The organism is Stenotrophomonas sp. YJH_SMC_130, assembly GCF_059369035.1.
In genome coordinates this window covers 202,781-222,406 of the sequence record NZ_JCAFSH010000003.1, presented here as the reverse complement: position 1 = coordinate 222,406, position 19,626 = coordinate 202,781, and the positions used below count along the sequence as shown (strand labels likewise).

Sequence of the window (19,626 nt, the reverse complement as noted above, 5' to 3'; positions counted from 1 at the left end):
GCCCCCCACGGCAGTGGGGCGTGGATCATGCCTGCGGCTCCTGCAGCGAACCGTCGCGCAGCGCACGCTGTTCGCGGCGGCGCGCCAGCCACTCAGAGAAGCGCTCCATGTACAGGTAGATCACCGGCGTGGTGTACAGGGTCACCAACTGCGACAGCAGCAGGCCGCCAACGATGGCGATACCCAGCGGGCGGCGCAGCTCCGAACCGATGCCGGTGCCGAGCGCCAGCGGCAGTGCGCCGAGCATGGCCGCAGCGGTGGTCATCATGATCGGGCGGAAGCGCAGCAGGCAGGCGCGGCGGATCGCCTCGTGCGCGTTGGCGCCGGCGCGGCGGGCTTCGATGGCGAAGTCGACCATCATGATGCCGTTCTTCTTGACGATGCCGATCAGCAGCACGATGCCGACGATGCCATCCACCGACAGGCTCAGCCCGCACAGCATCAGCGCCAGCAGCGCGCCGACACCGGCCGGCGGCAGCGTGGAGATGATCGTGATCGGGTGGATGTAGCTCTCGTAGAGCACGCCCAGCACGATGTAGATCACCACCAGCGAGGCCAGCAGCAGCCACACCACGTCGGTCTGGCTGCCGGTGAACTCAGCCGCCTTGCCGATGAACTCGGCATGCAGGTGGGTGGGCATGTCCAGGCTGTCCTTGGTCTCCTGGATCGCTCGCACCGCTTCGGACAGCGAATAGCCCGGCGCCACGTTGAACGACACGGTCAGCGCCGGCAGCTGCTGCTGGTGGCTGACCACCAGCGGTGCGCTGCTGACCTTGCCTTCGGCCAGCGCCGACAGCGGGATGATGTTGCCGGCGCCGACGGTGATGCCGGTGTTCTGCGCGCCGATGCCGGTGGCGGTGGACGAGTTGGAGGAGGTGACCTGGCCGAAGCTGGTGGCATTGGTGCCGGTCAATGCGCCGGCGCCGTTGGAGGCGACGGCCAGCTGTTCCATCAGCGCGGTGCTGGTGCGGAACTCCGGTGCCACTTCCAGCACCACGCGATACTGGTTGAGCTCGGTGAAGATGGTCGAGATCTGGCGCTGGCCGAACGCATCGTAGAGCGTGTCGTCGATGGTCTGCATCGGCACGCCCAGCACGCTGGCCTTGTCGCGGTCGATGTTCAGCTCCAGGGCGCGGCCCTGGTTGGACAGGTTGTTGTCGACGTCGGCCAGTTCCGGGCGCTTGCGCAGCGCTTCGGTCAGGCGCGTGGCCTGGGTCGCCACCGTCGCCGAATCCACGTCCGACAGCGAGTACTGGTACTCGGTGGCGGCCACGCGGGTATCCAGGGTCACGTCCTGCACCGGTTTCAGGTACAGCGCCACGCCCGGAATGCCGGCCACCGCCTTCTGCAGGCGCGGCAGGATCTCATCCAGGCCATCGCGCTCGCCGCGTTCCTTCAGCACGATCGACAGCTGGCCCTGGTTGAGCGTGGGATTCATGCTGCCCGCGCCAATGAAGGCCGACACGCCGGTCACATCCGGGTCCTGGCGCAGCGCTTCGGCCACCTGCCGGGTGCGCTGCTCCATCTGCGGGAAGGCGATGTTCTGGTCGGCCTGCACCACGCCGGTGATCAGGCCGGTGTCCTGTTCGGGCAGCAGGCCCTTGGGGATCAGCACGTACAGCAGCACGGTCAGCACCAGCGCGCCACCGGCCACGGCCAGGGTCAGGCGCTGGTGGCCCAGCACCCAGTCCAGGCTGTGCTCGTAGAGGCCGACGGTGCGCGTCCACAGGTTCTGCTTGCCGGCCGCTGCCGCGCGCTCATGCGCGTCCTCGCCCTCGGGCAGGGCGTCGGGCTTGAGCAGGTAGGCGCACATCATCGGGGTCAGCGTCAGCGAGATCAGCATCGACAGCACCACGGCGATGCTCAGCACCCACGCGAACTCGTGGAACAGGCGGCCGGTGACGCCGGGCATCAGCAGCAGCGGCAGGAACACCGCCACCAGCGAGACGGTCAGCGACAGCACGGTGAAGCCGATCTGGCGTGCGCCGATCTCGGCCGCTTCCTTGCCGCTCTTGCCCTGCTCGATGTAGCGCACGATGTTCTCGATCATCACGATCGCGTCGTCGACCACGAAGCCGGTGGCCACCACCAGCGCCATCAGCGACAGGTTGTCCAGCGACATGCCGGCGAAGGCCATCACCGCGAAGGTACCGGCCAGCGAGAGCGGTACTGCCACCGACGGGATGATCGTGGCCCACAGGCGGCGCAGGAACACGAAGATCACCGCCACCACCAGGCCGATGGTGAGGATCAGGGTGAACTGCACCTCATGCACCGAGGCGCGGATGGTCTCGGTGCGATCGTTGAAGATTTCCAGGTGCACGTCGGCCGGCAGCACGCCCTGCAGCTGCGGCAGGATCGCGCGGATGCGCTCGACGGTCTGCACGATGTTGGCACCGGGCTGGCGGCGCACTTCCAGCAGCACCGCCGGCTTGCCATCGGCCCAGGCGGCCAACTGGTCGTTCTCCACGCCATCGATCACCTCGGCCACGTCCGACAGCCGCACCGGGCGGCCGTTCTTGTAGCTGATGATGGTGTCGCGGTACTCGGCGGCGCTGGCCAGCTGGTCGTTGGTGCCGATGCTGTAGGACTGGGTCTTGCCGTTCAACGAACCCTTCGGCGCGTTGACGTTGGCCTGGGTCAGCGCGCTGCGCAGCTGTTCCAGGGTCAGCCCCATGTTCGACAGCTGCGCCGGATTGACCTGGATGCGCACGGCGGGCCGCACGTTGCCGGCAATCGAGACCAGGCCCACGCCCTGCACCTGCGACAGGCGCTGGGCCAGGATCGAGTCGGCGTAGTTGTTGACGTCGCGCAGCGGGCGCGTGTCAGAGGTCAGCTTCAGGGTGACGATGGCCGCGTCGGCCGGATTCACCCGGTTGTAGACCGGCTGGTAGGGCAGCGATGAGGGCAGGGTGGCCTGGCGGATCGCCGCCTGCACGTCCTGCGCGGCGATGTCGATGTCGCGGTCCATCGAGAACTGCAGGATGATCGTCGACAACCCGGCCGACGAGTCCGACGTCATCAGTTCCAGCCCGGAGATCTGCCCGAACTGGCGCTCCAGCGGGGTGGTGACCAGCGAGGCCATGGTGGTGGCGTTGGCGCCGGGGTACTGGGTGGTGACCACCAGGCTGGGCGCATCGATTTCCGGCAGCGCCGACACCGGCAGCTTGCGGTAACCGAGGATGCCCAGCAGCAACAGGCCCGCCATCAACAGCGAGGTAGCGATCGGGCGGCGGATGAAGATCGTCGAAAAGCCCACGGACTGATCCTTGCTGGCACTTCAATGTCGGCGCCGGCAGGTCCGCCGGCGCGAGGGAGAACCGTGGCCTGCGCTCAGCGCGGGCCACCACCGCGACGGCCACCGCCGCCCGCGTTCTTCTGTTCGGCCGCCTTCAGTTCGGCCTCGGTCGGCGCGGCCGGGGTCTCGCCCGGCTTCAGCGCGGTGACCTTGCTGCCCGGCTTCAGGCGGAACTGGCCTTCGCTGACCACCCGCTCGCCGCCCTTGAGGCCTTCGGCGATCTGCACCTGGCTGTCGCCCACTTCCACGCCGCTGCGCACGGTCTGCATCTTCACCGTGTTGTCGCCCTGCACGACATAGACGTACTCGCCGTCCGGGCCACGCAGCACCGCCTGGGTCGGAATGACCACGCCGCCGCCGATGGTGCGCAGCTGCATGCGCACGTTGACGAACTGGCCCGGCCACAGGCTGTTGTCGGTGTTGTCGAAGACGGCGCGCGCCTTGAACGTGCCGCTGTCCGCACTGATCAGGTTGTCGACCACATCGAGCTTGCCGTCGCCGGACAGCACGTGCGAATCGGCGCGGTCCAGCGCCGCCACCGGCACCGTGCCGGCGGCCTGCGCCTGGCGCACATCGCCGAGCTGGCGCTCGGGCAGGTTGAACAGCACGTGGATCGGATGGATCTGGGTCAACGTGACCAGCGCGGTACCGGCGTTGACCACGTTGCCGGCATCGACCGCACGGATGCCGGCGATGCCGGAGATCGGTGCGGTGACCCGGGTGTACTGCAGCTGCACCTGCGCCGAGCGCATGCTGGCCTCGTTGGCGGCCACGGCGCTTTCGTACTGTGCCACTTGGTTTCGCTGTGTATCCAGATCGGTCTTGGCGACGTACTGGCGATACTCCGGCGCGTTCGAGCGCTGGTAGTTGGAGCGCGCGGTGGCCAGCAGGGCCTCGTTCTGGCGCTTGGCTGCCGCGGCCTGGTCGTAGCTGGCCTGGGCGGTGCGCGGATCGATCACCGCCAGCACATCACCCTGCTTCACTTCCTGGCCTTCACGGAAATTCAGGCTCATCAGCTGGCCGCCGACCTGCGGGCTGACGGTGACGGTGTTCATCGCGGTCACCGTACCCAGCGCGCTGGCATACACCGGCACGTCCTGGCGCGTGGCCTCCACCACGGTCACCGGCACTGGACCGGCACTCGGATCTTCGCCGCCCTGGCGCGCGCCCGCAACAGGTTTTCCAGCCTTGTCCTTGCCCCCGCCGATGACGCGCAGGCCGACCACGGCCAGCACCAGGATCGCCACGACCAGCAGCACGATCTTCCAAACACGTGACATTACGAGGACTCCGAGAGGGCTGGACCGGACGGGACGCCGGGACAATGCGCAAAGCATACCTGTGCCACATCACGTTTCCTGCATGACGGATGGGACGGGCGCTAAGACCGGATGCGGCGCCGGAGGTTCCCGTGGCGCCGGTGTTGCCCTACATTCAGCTGGAACCCTCTTGCTGTGGAGATTGCGATGCGCCGTTCGCTGCTGCTGTCCGCCCTGCTGCTGGCCCTGCCGGCGCTTGCCCATGCCCAGGACGGGCAACGCCCGGAAGTGACCGCCGCCGCGCAGCGGCTGCAGGCCCGGGTGGTCGAATGGCGTCGTGACTTCCACCAACATCCGGAGCTGTCCAATCGCGAGGCGCGCACCTCGGCCGAGGTCGCCAAGCGCCTGCGGGCGATGGGCCTGAAGCCGAAGACCGGCATCGCCCACCACGGCGTGGTGGCGATCATCGAAGGCGGCAAGCCGGGTCCGAAGATCGCGTTGCGTGCAGACATGGACGCGTTGCCGGTGACCGAGCAGACCGGCCTGCCGTTCGCCTCCAAGGCCACCGACCAGTACCGCGGGCAGACCGTGGGCGTGATGCATGCCTGTGGCCACGACGCGCACACCGCGACGCTGCTGGGCGTGGCCGAAGCGCTGGTATCAATGAAGAAGGACCTGCCGGGCCAGGTGATGCTGATCTTCCAGCCGGCCGAGGAAGGCGCGCCGCCGCCGGAAGAGGGCGGTGCCGCACTGATGCTGAAGGAAGGGCTGTTTGCCGACTTCAAGCCGGAGGCAGTGTTCGGCCTGCATGTGTTCTCCAGCGTGCAGGCCGGCCAGATCGCGGTGCGCGGCGGCCCATTGATGGCTGCCTCTGATCGCTTCGGGATCAAGGTGATCGGTCGCCAGACGCATGGCTCGGCACCGTGGAACGGTGTTGACCCGATCGTCGCCACCGCCGATCTGGTCGGCACCGCGCAGACCATCGTCAGCCGCCGCGCCAACCTGTCCAAGCAACCGGCGGTGCTGACCTTCGGCGCAATCAACGGCGGCATCCGCTACAACATCATTCCCGATGAAGTGGAGATGGTCGGCACCATCCGCACCTTCGACGAAGGCATGCGCCAGCAGATCTTTGCCGACCTGCGCAATGTGGCCGAGCACACGGCCGCCGCGCACGGTGCGAAGGCGGTGACCGACATCTACGAATCGGAGGGCAACCCGGCCACGGTGAACGACCCGGCGCTGACCGCGAAGATGCTGCCGAGCCTGCAGGCGGTCGTGGGCAAGGACAACGTGTACGAGCCGCCGCTGCAGATGGGCGCGGAGGATTTCTCGCTGTACGCGAAGGAAGTGCCGGGCATGTTCTTCTTCGTCGGGTCCACCAGCGTGGGCATCGATCCGGCGACGGCGCCGGCCAACCATTCGCCGAAGTTCCTGCTGGATGAGAAGGCGCTGGATGTGGGATTGCGCGCGTTGCTGCAGGTGAGCCTGGATTACCTGCACGGTGCCGGCTCGCCTGCGGGGTGAGGGTTGCCGGCAGGGCTTGCAGCCCTGGGTACGCGACATCGCATGCGCGCTGTCGCTCCCACAGTTCGCTGCGCGAACAGTGGGCCCCCCTTACCAGCTTCCAGACCCCTGCCGCTTCGCGGCCGCCCCCTGACTCAGGGGGCTTTCCTCCAGACCCGATCCCGTGGCTTGCCGGTAGATCCACGCCATGCGTGGATGGCAGACATCGAAAATGTCCGAAGGATCGGATTTTGACTTTCTGATCTTTCCCGTGGTGGATCGGCGGCAGAAATGTGTCGGGGGGCCGGGCGGGTGGGGCTGGCGGGGTATCCGCGCCATGGATGGCGCGGCTAAGCCTCCAGGGACGGATTCACGGCGTCCCCGCCAGCCCCATCCGCCCGGCCCACTCCCGGGAATCCAGGCTTTCGACGCCCCAACACCCCACCACGGAGGGGCTCCGCCGTTGGCCGGCCAGGCCGAAGGCCCGCCCTCCGCGCGATACAATGCGTCCCATGAACACCCCACAGGATTCCAGCCTCGGTCGCGAGGTCAGTTACCCGTCGCAGTACGATCCCGGCCTGCTGTTTCCGATCCCGCGCAGCGGCGCCCGCGCCGAGATCGGCCTCGATGACGCCGCGCTGCCGTTTGTCGGCCACGACCGCTGGCACGCCTTCGAGCTGAGCTGGCTCGACCCGCGTGGCAAGCCGCAGGTCGCCGTCGCCACCGTGCAGGTGCCATGCACCTCGCCGCGGTTGATCGAATCGAAGTCGTTCAAGCTGTACCTCAACTCCCTCAACAGCACCCGCATCGACAGCGCCGAGGCACTGCGCGAGCGCCTGGTGGCGGATCTGTCGGCCTGCGCCGGTGCGCCGGTCCAGGTCGAGTTCGGCCTGCCGGGTCTGCGCGAGACGCCGCTCGGCGAATCCATCGACGGGCTGGACGTGGAGATCGATTGCTACGGCCCGCCGCAGGCCGACTTCCTTGCCGCCGATGCGGGCGAGGTGGTGGAGGAGACCCTGGTTTCGGCGTTGCTGAAGTCCAACTGCCCGGTCACCGGCCAGCCGGACTGGGCCACGGTCAGCCTGCGTTACCGTGGGCCGAAGATCGACCGCGCCGGCCTGCTGCGCTATCTGGTCAGCTATCGCGAGCACGCCGAGTTCCACGAGCAGTGCGTCGAGCGGATCTTCAGCGAGGTGTCCGCGCGCTGCCAGCCGCACTGGCTCGAGGTTGAGGCCCGCTACACCCGCCGTGGTGGCCTGGACATCAACCCTTGGCGTGCCAGCCCCGGCATCGCCGCCCCGGCTGCGACCTACCGCGAGCTGCGGCAGTAACCGAGCAGGCGGTTACCGGTCGTGCCGGCCGCTGGCCGGCAACCACGTGGAACCGGTGTCCAGGGCAAGCCGGCCAGCGGCCGGCACGACCGGACACCTTCTCTCCCGATTGTTCAGCCGCCCCCGGGGGCGGCTTCACATCTGCACCATCCCCATTTAACAACCTCCATGGCACCGTGCGAACCACGTAGTCATGCAGACGGGAGTTGTGGATGAGTACCGAGAAGAAAGCCGATTTCTCCGGCGTCAGCAGCAGCGTCGACAGTACCGCCGAACAGGCACCGAAGGCGGACTTCTCCGGCGTCAGCGCTTCGGTGGACAGCACCGCAGACGTTGTCAGCGGCGGCACCTATACCGTGCAGAAGGGTGACTCGCTGTCGAAGATCGCCAAGCAGCATCTGGGCGACGCCAATGCCTGGAAGAAGATCTTCGAAGCCAACCGCGATGTGCTTGATGACCCGGACAAGATCTTCCCGGGCCAGACCCTGAAACTGCCGCCGAAGTAAGCCGGCCAGAGTGCCGTCCAACAATCCCTGGGAGGAACCCCGAATGATCAAGACCACCCCGCTCCAGACCGCCCTGATCGCCGCCCTGCTGGGCAGCGTCGCCCTGGTCGGTTGCAAGAAGAAAGAAGAGTCGACCGACAACAATGCCGCTCCGGCAGCGACTGCTCCGGCCGAACCGGCAGCACCGGCCCCGATGACCGGCGCGCCGCCGCCGATGGCCGAAGCCGCTGCTGTCAGCGTCTCGTCGGTCACGGTCGGCAAGACCGCCGCCGCCGACAAGACGGTTGCGACGACGGCTTTGTTCGCGCCGAAGGACGACATCATCGTCTCGGTCAAGACCGACGGTGCTGCCAACAACGTCACCGTTGGCGCGAAGCTGACCTACCAGGACGGCCAGGTGGCCGGCGAACAGAATGCCACGCTGAACACCAGCGGTGCGGAAACCACCAACGTCACCTTCAAGAATGCAAAGGGCTGGCCGGCCGGCAAGTACCGCGCCGAAGTCACCGTCGATGGCAAGGCGGCCGGAACGCCGCAGGAGTTCGAGGTCAAGTAAGTCCAGCCGACTCTCTCCCGGCAGGGCTCACGATGGACGCAGCCGCGAGGCTGCGTCCTTTTTTATTGGCGATGCCCGCTTGGGGAGGGGGCTGCCGGTATACGCTGAACGGAACACGGCCAGGTAGGGGATAGGATGCTCAGCTGGATTGCGCTCACGCTCGCAATGGGACCCGCGAATCTCTTGAGCTACAGTTGCGACCACTTCTTATACGGCGCCTGTGTGCGGGTGCCGACAGGCATGTCCGTGACCTACGAGGCACCTGTTGACTTTGGTCTGCACCGCATCAGGCGTGATGGTAGGGAAGTCGCCTTGATCTACGAGGGCGATGCCCCCGAAAAGCCTGTGCCAGGAAGCACGCCGGATCTGCGCTTCACGGATGGCGGATATGTCGTGTCGGGGTATGCAAGGGCGGAAGGACCTTCCACCCGGTACGACGTCTACGTTCGACCCGGATCATCTGGCGCCGGCTCGCTGCACATCCGAGGCTCTGCAGCGACAGCAGATGAACTCGCCAGCCTGGCCGCCGTCGTTGGGGGATTCCGAATCTGCAACTTCCAGCAAAGCAAGCGCTCGCAGACATTGATCTGTCCAAGGCGTGCCGAGTGGGGGCAGGGATTGTCGGAGTGGGTCATGCGTGCCTCAACGAGCGGGAAGTCGAATTAGCCATCAAGCCTCAGCTTCCAGACCGGAAGCGAGCCAACGACGAAACACAGCGGTCCAGTACCGCCGCGTATGGCGTGGCTTTGCCCCGCGCGACTGAAAACGCGACAATGCAGGGGTTTTCCCCGCCGCGCGCCCACCCTGACGGCGACGGGGGAAAGCGTGGGGCCCCGCCTCGCGCGCGACACGGTTGCACGTGGCCCGGCGCTGGCGCCGGCCTTCCCCTGAGCATTGCTACAGAGTCCAAGTCCCCCATGTCCAAGATCCTCTACACGCTGACCGACGAAGCACCGTTCCTGGCCACCCAGTCGCTGCTGCCGATCGTTGACGCCTACACCGCCACGGCCGGCATCGTGGTGGAAACCCGTGACATCTCGCTGTCCGGCCGCATCCTGTCGCAGTTCCCGGAACTGCTGTCCGACGCGCAGAAGGTCAGCGACGACCTGGCCGAGCTGGGCCAGCTGGCGACCACCCCGGACGCCAACATCATCAAGCTGCCGAACATTTCCGCCTCGGTGCCGCAGCTGAAGGCGGCCATCAAGGAACTGCAGGACCAGGGCTACCCGCTGCCGGATTACCCGGAAACCCCGGCCGACGACCAGCAGCGCGACTACAAGGCGCGCTACGACAAGGTCAAGGGCAGCGCGGTGAACCCGGTGCTGCGCGAAGGCAACTCCGACCGCCGTGCACCGCTGTCGGTGAAGAACTACGCGCGCAAGCACCCGCACCGCATGGGCGCCTGGTCGGCCGATTCGAAGTCGCACGTGGCGCACATGGCCGCCGGCGATTTCTACGGCAGCGAAAAGTCGGCCACCCTGGTCAACGCCGGTTCGCTGAAGATCACCTTCCACGGCAAGGACGGCAGCGCCGTCGTGCTGAAGGAAAAGACCGCGGTCAAGGCCGGCGAGATCGTCGACGCCGCCGTGATGAGCCGCAAGGCACTGGCCGCGTTCATCGGCGAGCAGATTGCCGATGCCAAGGCTCAGGGCGTGCTGTTCTCGCTGCACCTGAAGGCGACCATGATGAAGGTCTCCGACCCGATCATGTTCGGCGTGGCGGTCAATGAGTTCTACAAGGACGTGCTGGCCAAGCACGCCGACGTGCTCAAGCAGGCCGGTTTCGACGCCAACAACGGCATCGGTGACCTGGCTGCGCGCCTGCCGTCGCTGCCGGAAGCCACCCGTGCTGCGATCGAAGCCGACCTGGCTGCCGAGTACGCACAGCGCCCGGGCGTGGCCATGGTCAACTCGGACAAGGGCATCACCAACCTGCACGTGCCGAGCGACGTCATCGTCGACGCCTCGATGCCGGCGATGATCCGCGACTCCGGCAAGATGTGGAACGCCGAAGGCAAGCTGCAGGACACCAAGGCCGTCATTCCGGACCGCTGCTACGCCGGCGTGTACCAGGCCGTCATCGACGACTGCAAGGCGCACGGCGCCTTCGACCCGGCCACCATGGGTTCGGTGCCCAACGTCGGCCTGATGGCACAGAAGGCCGAGGAGTACGGCTCGCACGACAAGACCTTCCAGATCGCTGCCGATGGCGTGGTCAAGGTCACCGACGATGCCGGCACCGTGGTGTTCGAGCACGCCGTGGAAGCCGGTGACATCTGGCGCATGTGCCAGACCAAGGACGCGCCGATCCAGGACTGGGTCAAGCTGGCCGTCGAGCGTGCCCGCCTAAGCAGCACCCCGGCCGTGTTCTGGCTGGATGCCGCCCGCGCCCACGACGCGCAGGTCATCGCCAAGGTCGAGCAGTATCTGAAGGACCACGACACCAACGGCCTGGACATCCGCATCCTGCCGCCGGTGGAAGCGACCGCGTTCTCGCTGGACCGCATCCGCAAGGGCGAGGACACCATCTCGGTGACCGGCAACGTGCTGCGCGACTACCTGACCGACCTGTTCCCGATCATGGAGCTGGGCACCAGCGCCAAGATGCTGTCGATCGTGCCGCTGATGGCCGGTGGTGGCCTGTTCGAGACCGGCGCCGGTGGTTCGGCCCCGAAGCACGTGCAGCAGTTCGTCGAAGAGGACTACCTGCGCTGGGATTCGCTGGGTGAGTTCCTGGCCCTGGCCGCGTCGCTGGAACACCTGGGCAACCGCTATGACAACGCCGCCGCCCGCGTGCTGGCCAAGGCGCTGGACGAAGCCAACGGCCAGTTCCTGGACAACGACAAGTCGCCGTCGCGCAAGCTGGGTGGCATCGACAACCGTGGCAGCCACTTCTACATCGCCCTGTACTGGGCGCAGGCCCTGGCCGCGCAGGACGAGGATGCCGCGCTGAAGGCACGCTTCGCACCGCTGGCCAAGGCGCTGACCGACAACGAGCAGAAGATCGTCGACGAGCTGATCGCGGTGCAGGGCAAGGCCGTGGACATCGGTGGCTACTACCGCCCGGACCTGGCCAAGGCCAGCAAGGCGATGCGCCCGAGCGCGACCTTCAACGCCGCGCTGGAGCAGCTGCGCGGCTGATCCTGCGCCGTTCGGTGGTGACACTGGAACCCGCGCTTCGGCGCGGGTTTCTTTTTTGGCTCCGGGGTCAGATCCCTTTTGCATGGCAAAAGGGATCCGACCCCTGGCGATGAAAACCGTGACATCCGTCAGCTGTCGGACTGCCGTCAACGGGGCATGAAACTTGCCCGCGATGGCTGTCGCAGAACCGGCAGAAGGGGGTGTGCAAGCGCCTTCAATCTGAGCAGTCGATCACGACGGTCTTCGTCGGCAATATCCTAGCCTTGGCGACGCGAGACCACCGGGGAGGTGGTCGCCCGGGGAACACGGATGGCACGCGTGCTGGTGGTGGGAACCGATATCCAGGGCGAGCAGGCCCTGCTGCAACGGCTGCGCCTGGCGTCGGCACTGCCGGACGGCCACGTCCGGCGCAGCCAGGACCTGGACGACTGCGACCTGCTGGTCATCCGCGATACCCCGGCACTGCGCAACGCGGCCCAGCGCATGCGCCAGCAGCGACCGCGCCTGCAATGCTGGATCGAGGACAACGGCGGCCAACTGCGCGACGGCGACGGACACCAGGATGTGCTCGACGACGGTGCCATCGGCCGCGCGCTGCGTCGCATGCAGTTGGCACCGGAGCCCCTGGCCATGCCCGCACCCGCGCTGATACGTCTGGCCGATGGCGCACACGCCATTACCCGCCTGCTGCGCGAGCGGTTGCCGCTGCGCCATGGCCAGGCACTGTTGAGTGATGCGGGCGAACCTTTGCTATTGATGGATCTGGAGCACGACCAGGCCGTGCTGTTGCAGGAACCTGCGAGCGCAGTGGTGGAGCGCCTGGCCGATGCTTTCGAACGCCTGCAGCTGGATGCACTGACGCCAATGCGCCTGCAGGCGCTGGCTGGTGAGCGACCACGCCAGCCGCTGCGGCCGCTGTTGTGGCAATGGGCGCAACGCAGCCGCCACTGGCAGGCACTGGACGAACGCCTGCGCGGGGCTTCGGTGAAGCTGCTGCGCTGGCCGGATTTCCGCGTACTGGGACACGACCACGATGGATTCCGCCTGTGCTCGTTGCTGCTCAAGCGCGCGTGCACGGTTGAAGAATGCGCGATGCTGCTTGAGCTGCCGGCGGCGGCCGTTCGCGATTTCATCCACGCGGCCTACCTGTGTGGCTACGCGCAGCTGCAGGCCGCCCCGGCGGCGCCGATGATGGCGACCGGTGGCACCCGCACCGACAACGGACTGCTTGCCCGCCTGTGGCGGCACCTGCGCGGGAGTGAGCGCAATGCGTGAGCACAAGGTGGTGGTGCTGGGCGGCATGGGCAGCGGCAAGTCGACGCTGGTACGCAGCATCGCGGCCGGCGCGGTAGTCGACACCGATGTGGCCAACAGTGATCGCCTCGGTGCCGACAAGGCCTCCACCACCGTCGCGCTGGACTATGCAGACATCGACCTGCCCAACGGAGAACGCCTGCGTCTGTACGGAACGCCCGGCCAGCAGCGTTTCGATTTCCTGTGGCCGATCCTGCTGCAGGGGGCACGGGGCGCGGTGCTGCTGCTGGACGCACGTCGCGCCGGCATTGCCAGCGAGCTGCAGGACTACCTGCAGGTGCTGCAGCCGTTCGCATCATCCCTGGCACTGGTCGTGGCCGTCACCCACCTGGACCAGGCACCACAGGCGGCGCTGGATGACTGGGCCACGCACGCCTGCCTCGACGACCAGCCGCTGCCGTTGCTGGCCGTCGATGCCCGTGACCGCGAACAGGGACTGCTGCTGATGGATGTACTGATGAGCGAAATGGAAGCGCACGCACTGGTGGCCGCGTATGGGTGACGGGCAGATGGCGGTACTGCCCGATGCGGGCCAGCGTGAGCGCCTGCAGCCGCTGCTGCAGGACCTGCAGCAGCGGGTGGAAGGCGTGCGCACGGTGGTGCTGGCCAGCGTCGATGGCTTTGCCTTGGTCAGCGCCGGTGCCGAAGGGCGTGGCGAACGGCTGGCGGCGATGACCAGCGCGATGCTGGCGTTGGCCGCAGCGGTGGGGCGCGAACTGGTGCTGGGCGATCTGCAGACGCTGATGCTGGAAGCGATGGGCGGGAAGGTGCTGATGCTGGCAATCCAGGCCGAAGGGCGTGCGCCGCTGCTGCTGATGGCGGCCTGCGACCAGCGCAGCGTAATCGGGCAGGTGCTGTGGCAGAGCAGGGAATGTGGCCAGGCGATCCTGGCCGAACTCGGCGGATCGTGAGCCCGGCCGCAGGGGAACGAGGGGCTCGAACCAACATCGACAAGGGGTGCGACGTGGCTGGATTGAATGAATCGTTGAACGCACTGATGGGCATCGACGGCGCGCAGGCAGTGGCGCTGGTCGACTACGAAAGCGGCATGCTGCTGGGCGAAGCCGGTGCCGGCATGGACATGGAAGTGGCCGCCGCCGGCAACACCGAAGTGATCCGGGCCAAGATGAAGACCGCTGCCTCGTTGAACCTCAATGACAGCATCGAGGATATCCTGATCTCGCTGGGCAAGGCGTACCACATCATGCGACCGGTCGCGAAGAAAAAGGGACTGTTCTTCTACATCGTGCTGGACCGGACCAAGTCCAACCTTGCACTGGCCCGACGCAAGGTGCAGGACGTAGAGGCCGAACTGGCGATCTGAGCCATTGGCTTCGGTAGAGTCGAGCCATGCTCGGCTGCTTTCAGCCGAAGCAGCCGAGTGCGTTCGGCGCTGCTTTCACTGCGGTGGAAGCAGCAGCGTGGTCACGAACGAAAGCGCTTCGCTGTCGCGCTTGGCGAAGTACGTGTGCGCCTTCTGGGGCAGCCACACTTCGTTGAAATGGCGGCGGAAATCCTCGTAGAACTCGTTGGGATACAGCTTGGCCTGCACCGTCCGGCCGTCCGGGTAGGCGTGGTCATACGTGGGCAGTGCGTTGGTGTTGACGCCGCGATGATCCCTCAGCCATTTGCAGAACAGGCGGCCTTCGGAGATGTCCGGCACCAGCGCCTGCGGGAGCGTATAGCCTGCCTGCTCCAGCGGTGCGATCAGGTTCAATGTCAGCTCGTTGAGCATCGAAAAATGGGTATACGGCACCTTCGCACGGTTCTGCATGTAGCGATCGATGTGTACGGGGAGCAACGCATTGGCGCGACCCTGCTGCCATTCCACCACCCACTGCGAGACCTTCACTGCGAACTTGCGCGACAGCCACTGGCCGAGGTTGATGGCCAGATAGGGATGGATCCAGGTGCCCTGCATGGTCGGATTCCCGCCGGAGACCACGTGGATCAGTTCATGCTCGGCCAAACCGGTCTGGACGGTAAGCTCCTGCAGGAACTCCTCCGTCGATTTCAGCGCCCGGTAATCGGACCAGCGCTTGTTGACGGACTGGCAGAGGGCGGTTGCGCTGATGTAGCCATCGCGGGCACGCTGCGGGATCACGTTGCCTTCCTCCACGCGTGGGATAAAGGTCATTTGCTGCATGCGTCACCTCGTGCCGTGGTTGGGCCTGAAAGGGTAGGCAGCAGAAGGGCACCGGGTCTGTAGGAATCGTTGCGTTTGTTGCGGCGCGTAGCGACGCTGTTCCTGTAGAGCCAAGCCGACGCTTGGCTGTTCTTCGGGCAGATTGCGGTGAACCAAGCCGAGCATGGGCTCGGCCCTACACAAGCCACCCCACGCCAGCGTATGGTGAAGCCGGTCCTCCCGGCTGAGTCCTGCATGTCCGAGCCTGATATCGATGCCGAGCTGGCGTCGCGCATCGCTGGTGCCATCCACGCTGGCTTCGAGCAGTACCACGCCCGCTTTGCGGCGATCACCGCCCGCGCGCGGCAGCGTTTCGAGCAGCGCGACTGGGCGGGCGCGCGCCGGGATGCAGTCGAGCGCATCGCGCTGTACGACCTGTGCATTGCCGAACAGATGGATGCACTGCGGCGCCTTGCCGGCGAAGCAATCGGGGAGCGCGCACTGTGGCTGCAGGTGCATGCACGCTACAGCGCATTGCTGCGGGGGCTGATCGACGCCGAACTGTACAAGACGTTCTACAACACCCTGTCGCGGCGCTTGTTCTCCACCCGTGGCGTGGACCCGGCGCTGGAGTTCATCGCCTTTGACGTCGAGCCGTCCGATGCGATCACCCATCCGGTCGCGCGGCATACCTACGCGGTTTCACCGACGCGGCCGGTGGAGGCCCTGCAGCGCGTGTTGGCCGATTACCGCTTCGACATTCCGTATGCGCACCAGTTGCGCTGCGCGGCGGCCATCGCCGTGCGCCTGCAGGATGATCTGGCCCACTGGGGCGATACGCCGGTGCGCAGCATCGAGCTGCTGGACACCGTGTTCTATCGCGAGCGCCGTGCCTACCTGGTGGGCCGCGTGTTCGGCGAGCACCGCTTCTCACCCTGCGTGATCGCGCTGGTCAACGATGAGCGTGGACTACGTGCCGACGCGGTGCTCACCCGGCGCCGCGACGTCGCCCACCTGTTCGGCGTGTCGCGCAGCTATTTCCAGGCCGACCTTGCCACGGTGGGCGATGCGGTGGTGTTCCTGCGCAGCCTGCTGCCAGGCAAGCCCATCGATGAGATCTACACCGTTCTGGGCCGTGCCAAGCAAGGCAAGACCGAGCGCTACCGGACCTTCTTCCGCCACTTCAACGAACATCCGCAGGAGCGGCTGGTGCCCGCCGAAGGCACACCTGGCATGGTCATGGCAGTGTTCACCCTGCCCAGCTATCCGCTGGTGTTCAAGCTGATCCGCGACCGCTTCGCCTGGCCCAAGGCGATGTCGCGGCAGCAGGTGGAAGAGAAGTACGCGCTGGTGTTCAACCTCGACCGCGTCGGCCGCCTGCTCGATGCGCAGCCGTATCGCCACCTGCGCTTCCCGCGCGACCGCTTCGCACCGGCCTTGCTGGAGGAGCTGCTGCAGCAATGCGCGCAGACCGTGCGGGTCGATGGCGACCATGTGGAAGTCGCACTGTGCTACGTACAGCGTCGTTTCCGTCCATTGAACCTGTACCTGCGCGAGCAGGGGGGCGAGGCGGTGCGCGCAGCGGTACTCGACTATGCGCAGGCGATCACCGACATGGCGCGCAACAACATCTTCCCCGGCGACATGCTGCCGAAGAACTTCGGCGTATCGCGGCATGGCCGGGCAGTCTTCTACGACTACGACGAGCTGTGCCTGGTCAGCGACTGCGTGTTCCGCGCCTGGCCGCAGCCGCGTACGCCGGAGGAAGCCATGGCCGATGAACCCTGGTTCCATGTCGGTCCACGCGACGTGTTTCCCGAGCGCTTCGGCCCGTTCATGGGCCTGCCCGCCAGCGAACTGGCGGCAGTGCGGGAACACTACCGGCACCTGTTCGATCCTGCGTGGTGGCAGGGCCTGCAGGTGCGCTTCGCCGCAGGTGATTATCCGGATACGCCGCCCTACGCGGCGGCCCATCGCCTGGCCTGAACGGCGTGGCGTGAAGCGCGTGCCGGTCCGGTCTGGACTGCGGTACGCTCGGTGCTCACTTCATCACCACGGATCCGGCAATGATGCGTTCCCCCCTGTTCCTTGCCCTGGCCCTGGCGTTCTCCGCCGGTGCCCCCCTGCTGCCAGCCGATGCCGTCGCCCAGAACGCGCGCGCCGTGCGTGCCACCGCCGAGATGAGCATGGCGCTGTCGGGCAGTATCGACGTGGCGGCCGATGGTTCGGTCAGCGCGCTGGTCCTGGACCAGCAGGCGATGCTCGCACCGGGTATCGCCTCATTCGTGGAGGGCACCATCCGTGGCTGGCAGTTCGAGCCGACGCTGCGCGATGGCAAGCCGGTGGCGGTCCACGCACCACTGCGGGTGCGCCTGCGTGGCAAGCAGCAGGAGGACGGCAGCTACCAGGTCAGCATGACCAGTGTCGACTTCAGTGAGTATGACCCGAAGGCTACCGATTCGGTGACCCGGAAGAGCATGCCGCCACCGCGCTACCCCGAGGATGTCTTCCGCAGTGGTGGGCAGGGTGATGTGCTGTTGCTGGTCAAGGTAGCCCGCGATGGGACCGTGGCCGACGTCATTGCCGAACAGGTGAACATGACCGTGGTCGCGCCGGAGCGGACCCTGGCCAAGATGCGCGACCTGCTCGCCAAGGCCAGCATCAGCGGCGCGCGCAAGTGGACCTTCGTCCCGCCGACCACCGGCGAGAACAGCACGCGCGACTTCTGGACCGTGCGCGTGTTGGTGAACTTCGCCCTGAACAGCGACACCGGCAGCAACGGCAATGCCCAACCGGAACGCTATGGCCGCTGGCGTGCCTTCATCCCCGGCCCGTGCCAGGCCGCACCGTGGCGCAAGCCGGATGCCGTCGAACAGGCGGGCAGTGATCTGCTGCCGGCCGGGGGCGTGTACATGGTCGATGGCACCCAGCGCGGCCTGCGCCTGCTGACACCGTTGGCGCAGCGCTGAGCCCGGCGCGGTGAAGCGGTCGGCCAGGCCGGCCGCTTTTCAGTCCGCGTACGGGTAGACCACCACCCGGTTGCGGCCCTGTTCCTTGGCCATGTACAGGGCCTTGTCGGCCAGCCGCAGCGCCTGCTCGGCATCGACATGGAAGCTGGGGAAGTGGGCCACGCCCAGTGACACGGTGATGGTGCCGACCGGCTCGAACGGATGATCGGCGATGTGCTGGCGCAGGCGCTCGCCGGCCTGGCGCGCAGAGTCGGTGCTGATGCCCGGCAACAGCAGCAGGAATTCCTCGCCACCGGCACGGCAGAGGATGTCGCTGTCGCGCGAGTAGCGGCGCATCTGGTCGGCGATATGGACGATGGCGGCGTCGCCGACGTCGTGGCCGTGGCTGTCGTTGATCGATTTGAAGCGATCGATGTCCAGCGCCAGGATCGCGAACGGAATGCCCTGCACCTGCAATGCATCCAGCGCCTGCTGCAGGCCGCGGCGATTGAGCAGGCCGGTCAGCGGATCGGTACGGTTGGCGCGGCTGAGCGTGCCGATGCGGTCCTGCAGCGCGTTGAAGCTGTGCAGCACCGCCTGCTTGAGCTGGGCCACCTCGAAGTACCACGCGCGGATGCCGCTGACGTGGCTGATCGCGTTGCCGGTGTCCTCGCCACCCTGCACGTTCCGCGCCAGCTGCCACAGCGGCATCGAGATGCGACGGGCGAACCACCAGGTGACCAGCAGTGACAGCAGGCCGAGCGGGATCGCATTCCAGATCACCGCGGTCATCAACCGCGACAATGGCTGCAGCGTGGCCTCGGTCGGCCGCTGGGCGATGATGCCCCAGCCGGTGGCCGGTACCGGCGCATAGCCGGCCAGCATCGACACGCCCAGGTTGTTGCGGACCTGCTGCGCACCGCGTTCACCGCGCACGACTGCCTTCACCGCCGGGTTGCCGACCACGTAGTCGCCGACCCGCTTGCCATCGGCGTGGTACAGCAGGCGGCCATTGCGGTCCACCACGTACAGGTACGAGCCGTCGCGGTAGTAGTGCTTGCCCAGCAGCGTGTGCAGCGCACTGCGCTGGCGCAGGTACAGGGTGCCGCTGACGTAGCCGCGATAGCGGCCCTGGCGATCGAAGATCGGGTGCGACAGCGAGACCAGCAGCTTGCCGGTGGTCGACTGGTAGGGATCGCTGATCATCGGCTGGCGCGCGGCCAGTGCGGCGTTGTTGCCGGCGCTGTGCAGGATCTCGCCCTGCAGCTGCAGGGTCTGCGGCGAGGTGGCGATCACCAGGCCGTCGGCATCCACCACCAGCGAGGAGTTGAAGCTGTTGGTCTGCAGCTGCAGGCGGCTGGCCTCATCCTGCGCCTGTGCCGGATCGAGGTTGCTCTGGCCGAGCCGGGTGGCGGCGTAGGCCAGCTCCTGCTGCGCGGCCAGCAGGAAGTTCTGGGTGGTCTCGGCCAGCTTGGTGGCATAGACGCGGTTGGCCTCCAGGGTGTTGCCAACCAGCTGGTCGCGCTGCACGCGGTAACTGGCCAGCAGGGTATTGGCCAGGGCGATGATGGCGCTGAGCAGGGCCAGGGCGAGGATCAGCTTGCCCAGGTTGAGGCGGGGAGACAGCGTTCGCATGCGTCGAC

General features: G+C 66.8%; 15 protein-coding genes. 11 read left to right on the top strand and 4 right to left on the bottom strand.

The window, feature by feature from the left end:
* Window positions 1–25: 25 nt before the first annotated feature.
* Together AC5P5V_RS07375 and AC5P5V_RS07370 are read right to left on the bottom strand one after the other, a co-directional pair.
* The gene (locus tag AC5P5V_RS07375) at window positions 26–3,259 is read right to left on the bottom strand and encodes an efflux RND transporter permease subunit (RefSeq protein ID WP_134968342.1); all 3,234 of its coding nucleotides are present in this window, start codon (window positions 3,257–3,259) and stop codon (window positions 26–28) included.
* 74 nt (window positions 3,260–3,333) lie between these two features.
* Window positions 3,334–4,578, bottom strand: coding sequence for an efflux RND transporter periplasmic adaptor subunit (locus tag AC5P5V_RS07370; protein WP_134968343.1), 1,245 nt, complete (start codon window positions 4,576–4,578; stop codon window positions 3,334–3,336).
* 186 nt (window positions 4,579–4,764) lie between these two features.
* Here AC5P5V_RS07370 and AC5P5V_RS07365 point away from each other — a divergent pair, with 186 nt between their 5' ends.
* From AC5P5V_RS07365 to AC5P5V_RS07325, 9 genes are all read left to right on the top strand, one after another.
* Window positions 4,765–6,084, top strand: a complete 1,320-nt coding sequence (locus tag AC5P5V_RS07365) for a M20 family metallopeptidase (protein ID WP_088496586.1) — start codon at window positions 4,765–4,767, stop codon at window positions 6,082–6,084.
* 491 nt (window positions 6,085–6,575) lie between these two features.
* A complete protein-coding gene (queF, locus tag AC5P5V_RS07360; protein WP_134968344.1) occupies window positions 6,576–7,394 on the top strand; it encodes an NADPH-dependent 7-cyano-7-deazaguanine reductase QueF in 819 nt (272 codons plus the stop codon).
* Window positions 7,395–7,606: 212 nt separating this feature from the next.
* Window positions 7,607–7,900, top strand: a complete 294-nt coding sequence (locus AC5P5V_RS07355) for a LysM peptidoglycan-binding domain-containing protein (RefSeq protein WP_049410686.1) — start codon at window positions 7,607–7,609, stop codon at window positions 7,898–7,900.
* Window positions 7,901–7,943: 43 nt separating this feature from the next.
* Window positions 7,944–8,456 carry a hypothetical protein gene (locus AC5P5V_RS07350; protein WP_134968345.1) on the top strand — a complete coding sequence of 171 codons (513 nt, stop codon included), beginning with the start codon at window positions 7,944–7,946 and terminating at the stop codon, window positions 8,454–8,456.
* 917 nt (window positions 8,457–9,373) lie between these two features.
* Window positions 9,374–11,596, top strand: a complete 2,223-nt coding sequence (locus AC5P5V_RS07345) for an NADP-dependent isocitrate dehydrogenase (RefSeq protein ID WP_154351514.1) — start codon at window positions 9,374–9,376, stop codon at window positions 11,594–11,596.
* A 309-nt stretch (window positions 11,597–11,905) separates the two neighbouring features.
* Window positions 11,906–12,871, top strand: coding sequence for a hypothetical protein (locus AC5P5V_RS07340; RefSeq protein ID WP_061478182.1), 966 nt, complete (start codon window positions 11,906–11,908; stop codon window positions 12,869–12,871).
* Window positions 12,864–13,412, top strand: a complete 549-nt coding sequence (locus tag AC5P5V_RS07335) for a GTP-binding protein (RefSeq protein ID WP_005419763.1) — start codon at window positions 12,864–12,866, stop codon at window positions 13,410–13,412. Before AC5P5V_RS07340 ends, AC5P5V_RS07335 begins: the two co-directional genes overlap by 8 nt.
* Complete coding sequence (locus tag AC5P5V_RS07330; protein ID WP_005419762.1) at window positions 13,405–13,821, top strand: roadblock/LC7 domain-containing protein; 417 nt, start codon at window positions 13,405–13,407, stop codon at window positions 13,819–13,821. The genes AC5P5V_RS07335 and AC5P5V_RS07330 overlap by 8 nt, the downstream gene beginning before the upstream one ends.
* A 53-nt stretch (window positions 13,822–13,874) precedes the next feature.
* Entirely contained in the window at window positions 13,875–14,234 is a 360-nt protein-coding gene (locus AC5P5V_RS07325) for a hypothetical protein (protein ID WP_005419760.1), read from the top strand.
* A 75-nt stretch (window positions 14,235–14,309) separates the two neighbouring features.
* Here the strand turns inward: AC5P5V_RS07325 and AC5P5V_RS07320 are convergent, their stop codons facing one another.
* Entirely contained in the window at window positions 14,310–15,047 is a 738-nt protein-coding gene (locus tag AC5P5V_RS07320) for a KilA-N domain-containing protein (protein WP_231352353.1), read from the bottom strand.
* A 243-nt stretch (window positions 15,048–15,290) separates the two neighbouring features.
* On the opposite strand from AC5P5V_RS07320, the gene aceK reads away from it, so the two are divergent.
* Both aceK and AC5P5V_RS07310 read left to right on the top strand, forming a co-directional pair.
* Window positions 15,291–17,021 carry a bifunctional isocitrate dehydrogenase kinase/phosphatase gene (aceK, locus tag AC5P5V_RS07315; protein WP_061478180.1) on the top strand — a complete coding sequence of 577 codons (1,731 nt, stop codon included), beginning with the start codon at window positions 15,291–15,293 and terminating at the stop codon, window positions 17,019–17,021.
* Window positions 17,022–17,101: 80 nt separating this feature from the next.
* On the top strand, window positions 17,102–18,004 hold the full coding sequence (locus AC5P5V_RS07310; RefSeq protein ID WP_134968348.1) for an energy transducer TonB: 903 nt from the start codon (window positions 17,102–17,104) through the stop codon (window positions 18,002–18,004).
* Window positions 18,005–18,043: 39 nt separating this feature from the next.
* Here the strand turns inward: AC5P5V_RS07310 and AC5P5V_RS07305 are convergent, their stop codons facing one another.
* Window positions 18,044–19,618 (bottom strand): sensor domain-containing diguanylate cyclase, encoded by a 1,575-nt coding sequence (locus AC5P5V_RS07305; RefSeq protein WP_111178176.1) that lies wholly within the window; start codon window positions 19,616–19,618, stop codon window positions 18,044–18,046.
* Window positions 19,619–19,626 lie beyond the last annotated feature (8 nt).

Excerpts from the sequence above, each read along its gene's own strand:
- queF (WP_134968344.1), top strand. The coding sequence starts at position 6,576 with ATGAACACCCCACAGGATTCCAGCCTCGGTCGCGAGGTCAGTTACCCG.
- AC5P5V_RS07350 (WP_134968345.1), top strand. The coding sequence starts at position 7,944 with ATGATCAAGACCACCCCGCTCCAGACCGCCCTGATCGCCGCCCTGCTG.
- AC5P5V_RS07355 (WP_049410686.1), top strand. The coding sequence starts at position 7,607 with ATGAGTACCGAGAAGAAAGCCGATTTCTCCGGCGTCAGCAGCAGCGTC.
- AC5P5V_RS07330 (WP_005419762.1), top strand. The coding sequence starts at position 13,405 with ATGGGTGACGGGCAGATGGCGGTACTGCCCGATGCGGGCCAGCGTGAG.
- AC5P5V_RS07305 (WP_111178176.1), bottom strand. The coding sequence starts at position 19,618 with ATGCGAACGCTGTCTCCCCGCCTCAACCTGGGCAAGCTGATCCTCGCC.
- AC5P5V_RS07345 (WP_154351514.1), top strand. The coding sequence starts at position 9,374 with ATGTCCAAGATCCTCTACACGCTGACCGACGAAGCACCGTTCCTGGCC.
- AC5P5V_RS07310 (WP_134968348.1), top strand. The coding sequence starts at position 17,102 with ATGATGCGTTCCCCCCTGTTCCTTGCCCTGGCCCTGGCGTTCTCCGCC.
- AC5P5V_RS07320 (WP_231352353.1), bottom strand. The coding sequence starts at position 15,047 with ATGACCTTTATCCCACGCGTGGAGGAAGGCAACGTGATCCCGCAGCGT.
- AC5P5V_RS07335 (WP_005419763.1), top strand. The coding sequence starts at position 12,864 with ATGCGTGAGCACAAGGTGGTGGTGCTGGGCGGCATGGGCAGCGGCAAG.
- AC5P5V_RS07340 (WP_061478182.1), top strand. The coding sequence starts at position 11,906 with ATGGCACGCGTGCTGGTGGTGGGAACCGATATCCAGGGCGAGCAGGCC.
- AC5P5V_RS07365 (WP_088496586.1), top strand. The coding sequence starts at position 4,765 with ATGCGCCGTTCGCTGCTGCTGTCCGCCCTGCTGCTGGCCCTGCCGGCG.
- aceK (WP_061478180.1), top strand. The coding sequence starts at position 15,291 with ATGTCCGAGCCTGATATCGATGCCGAGCTGGCGTCGCGCATCGCTGGT.
- AC5P5V_RS07370 (WP_134968343.1), bottom strand. The coding sequence starts at position 4,578 with ATGTCACGTGTTTGGAAGATCGTGCTGCTGGTCGTGGCGATCCTGGTG.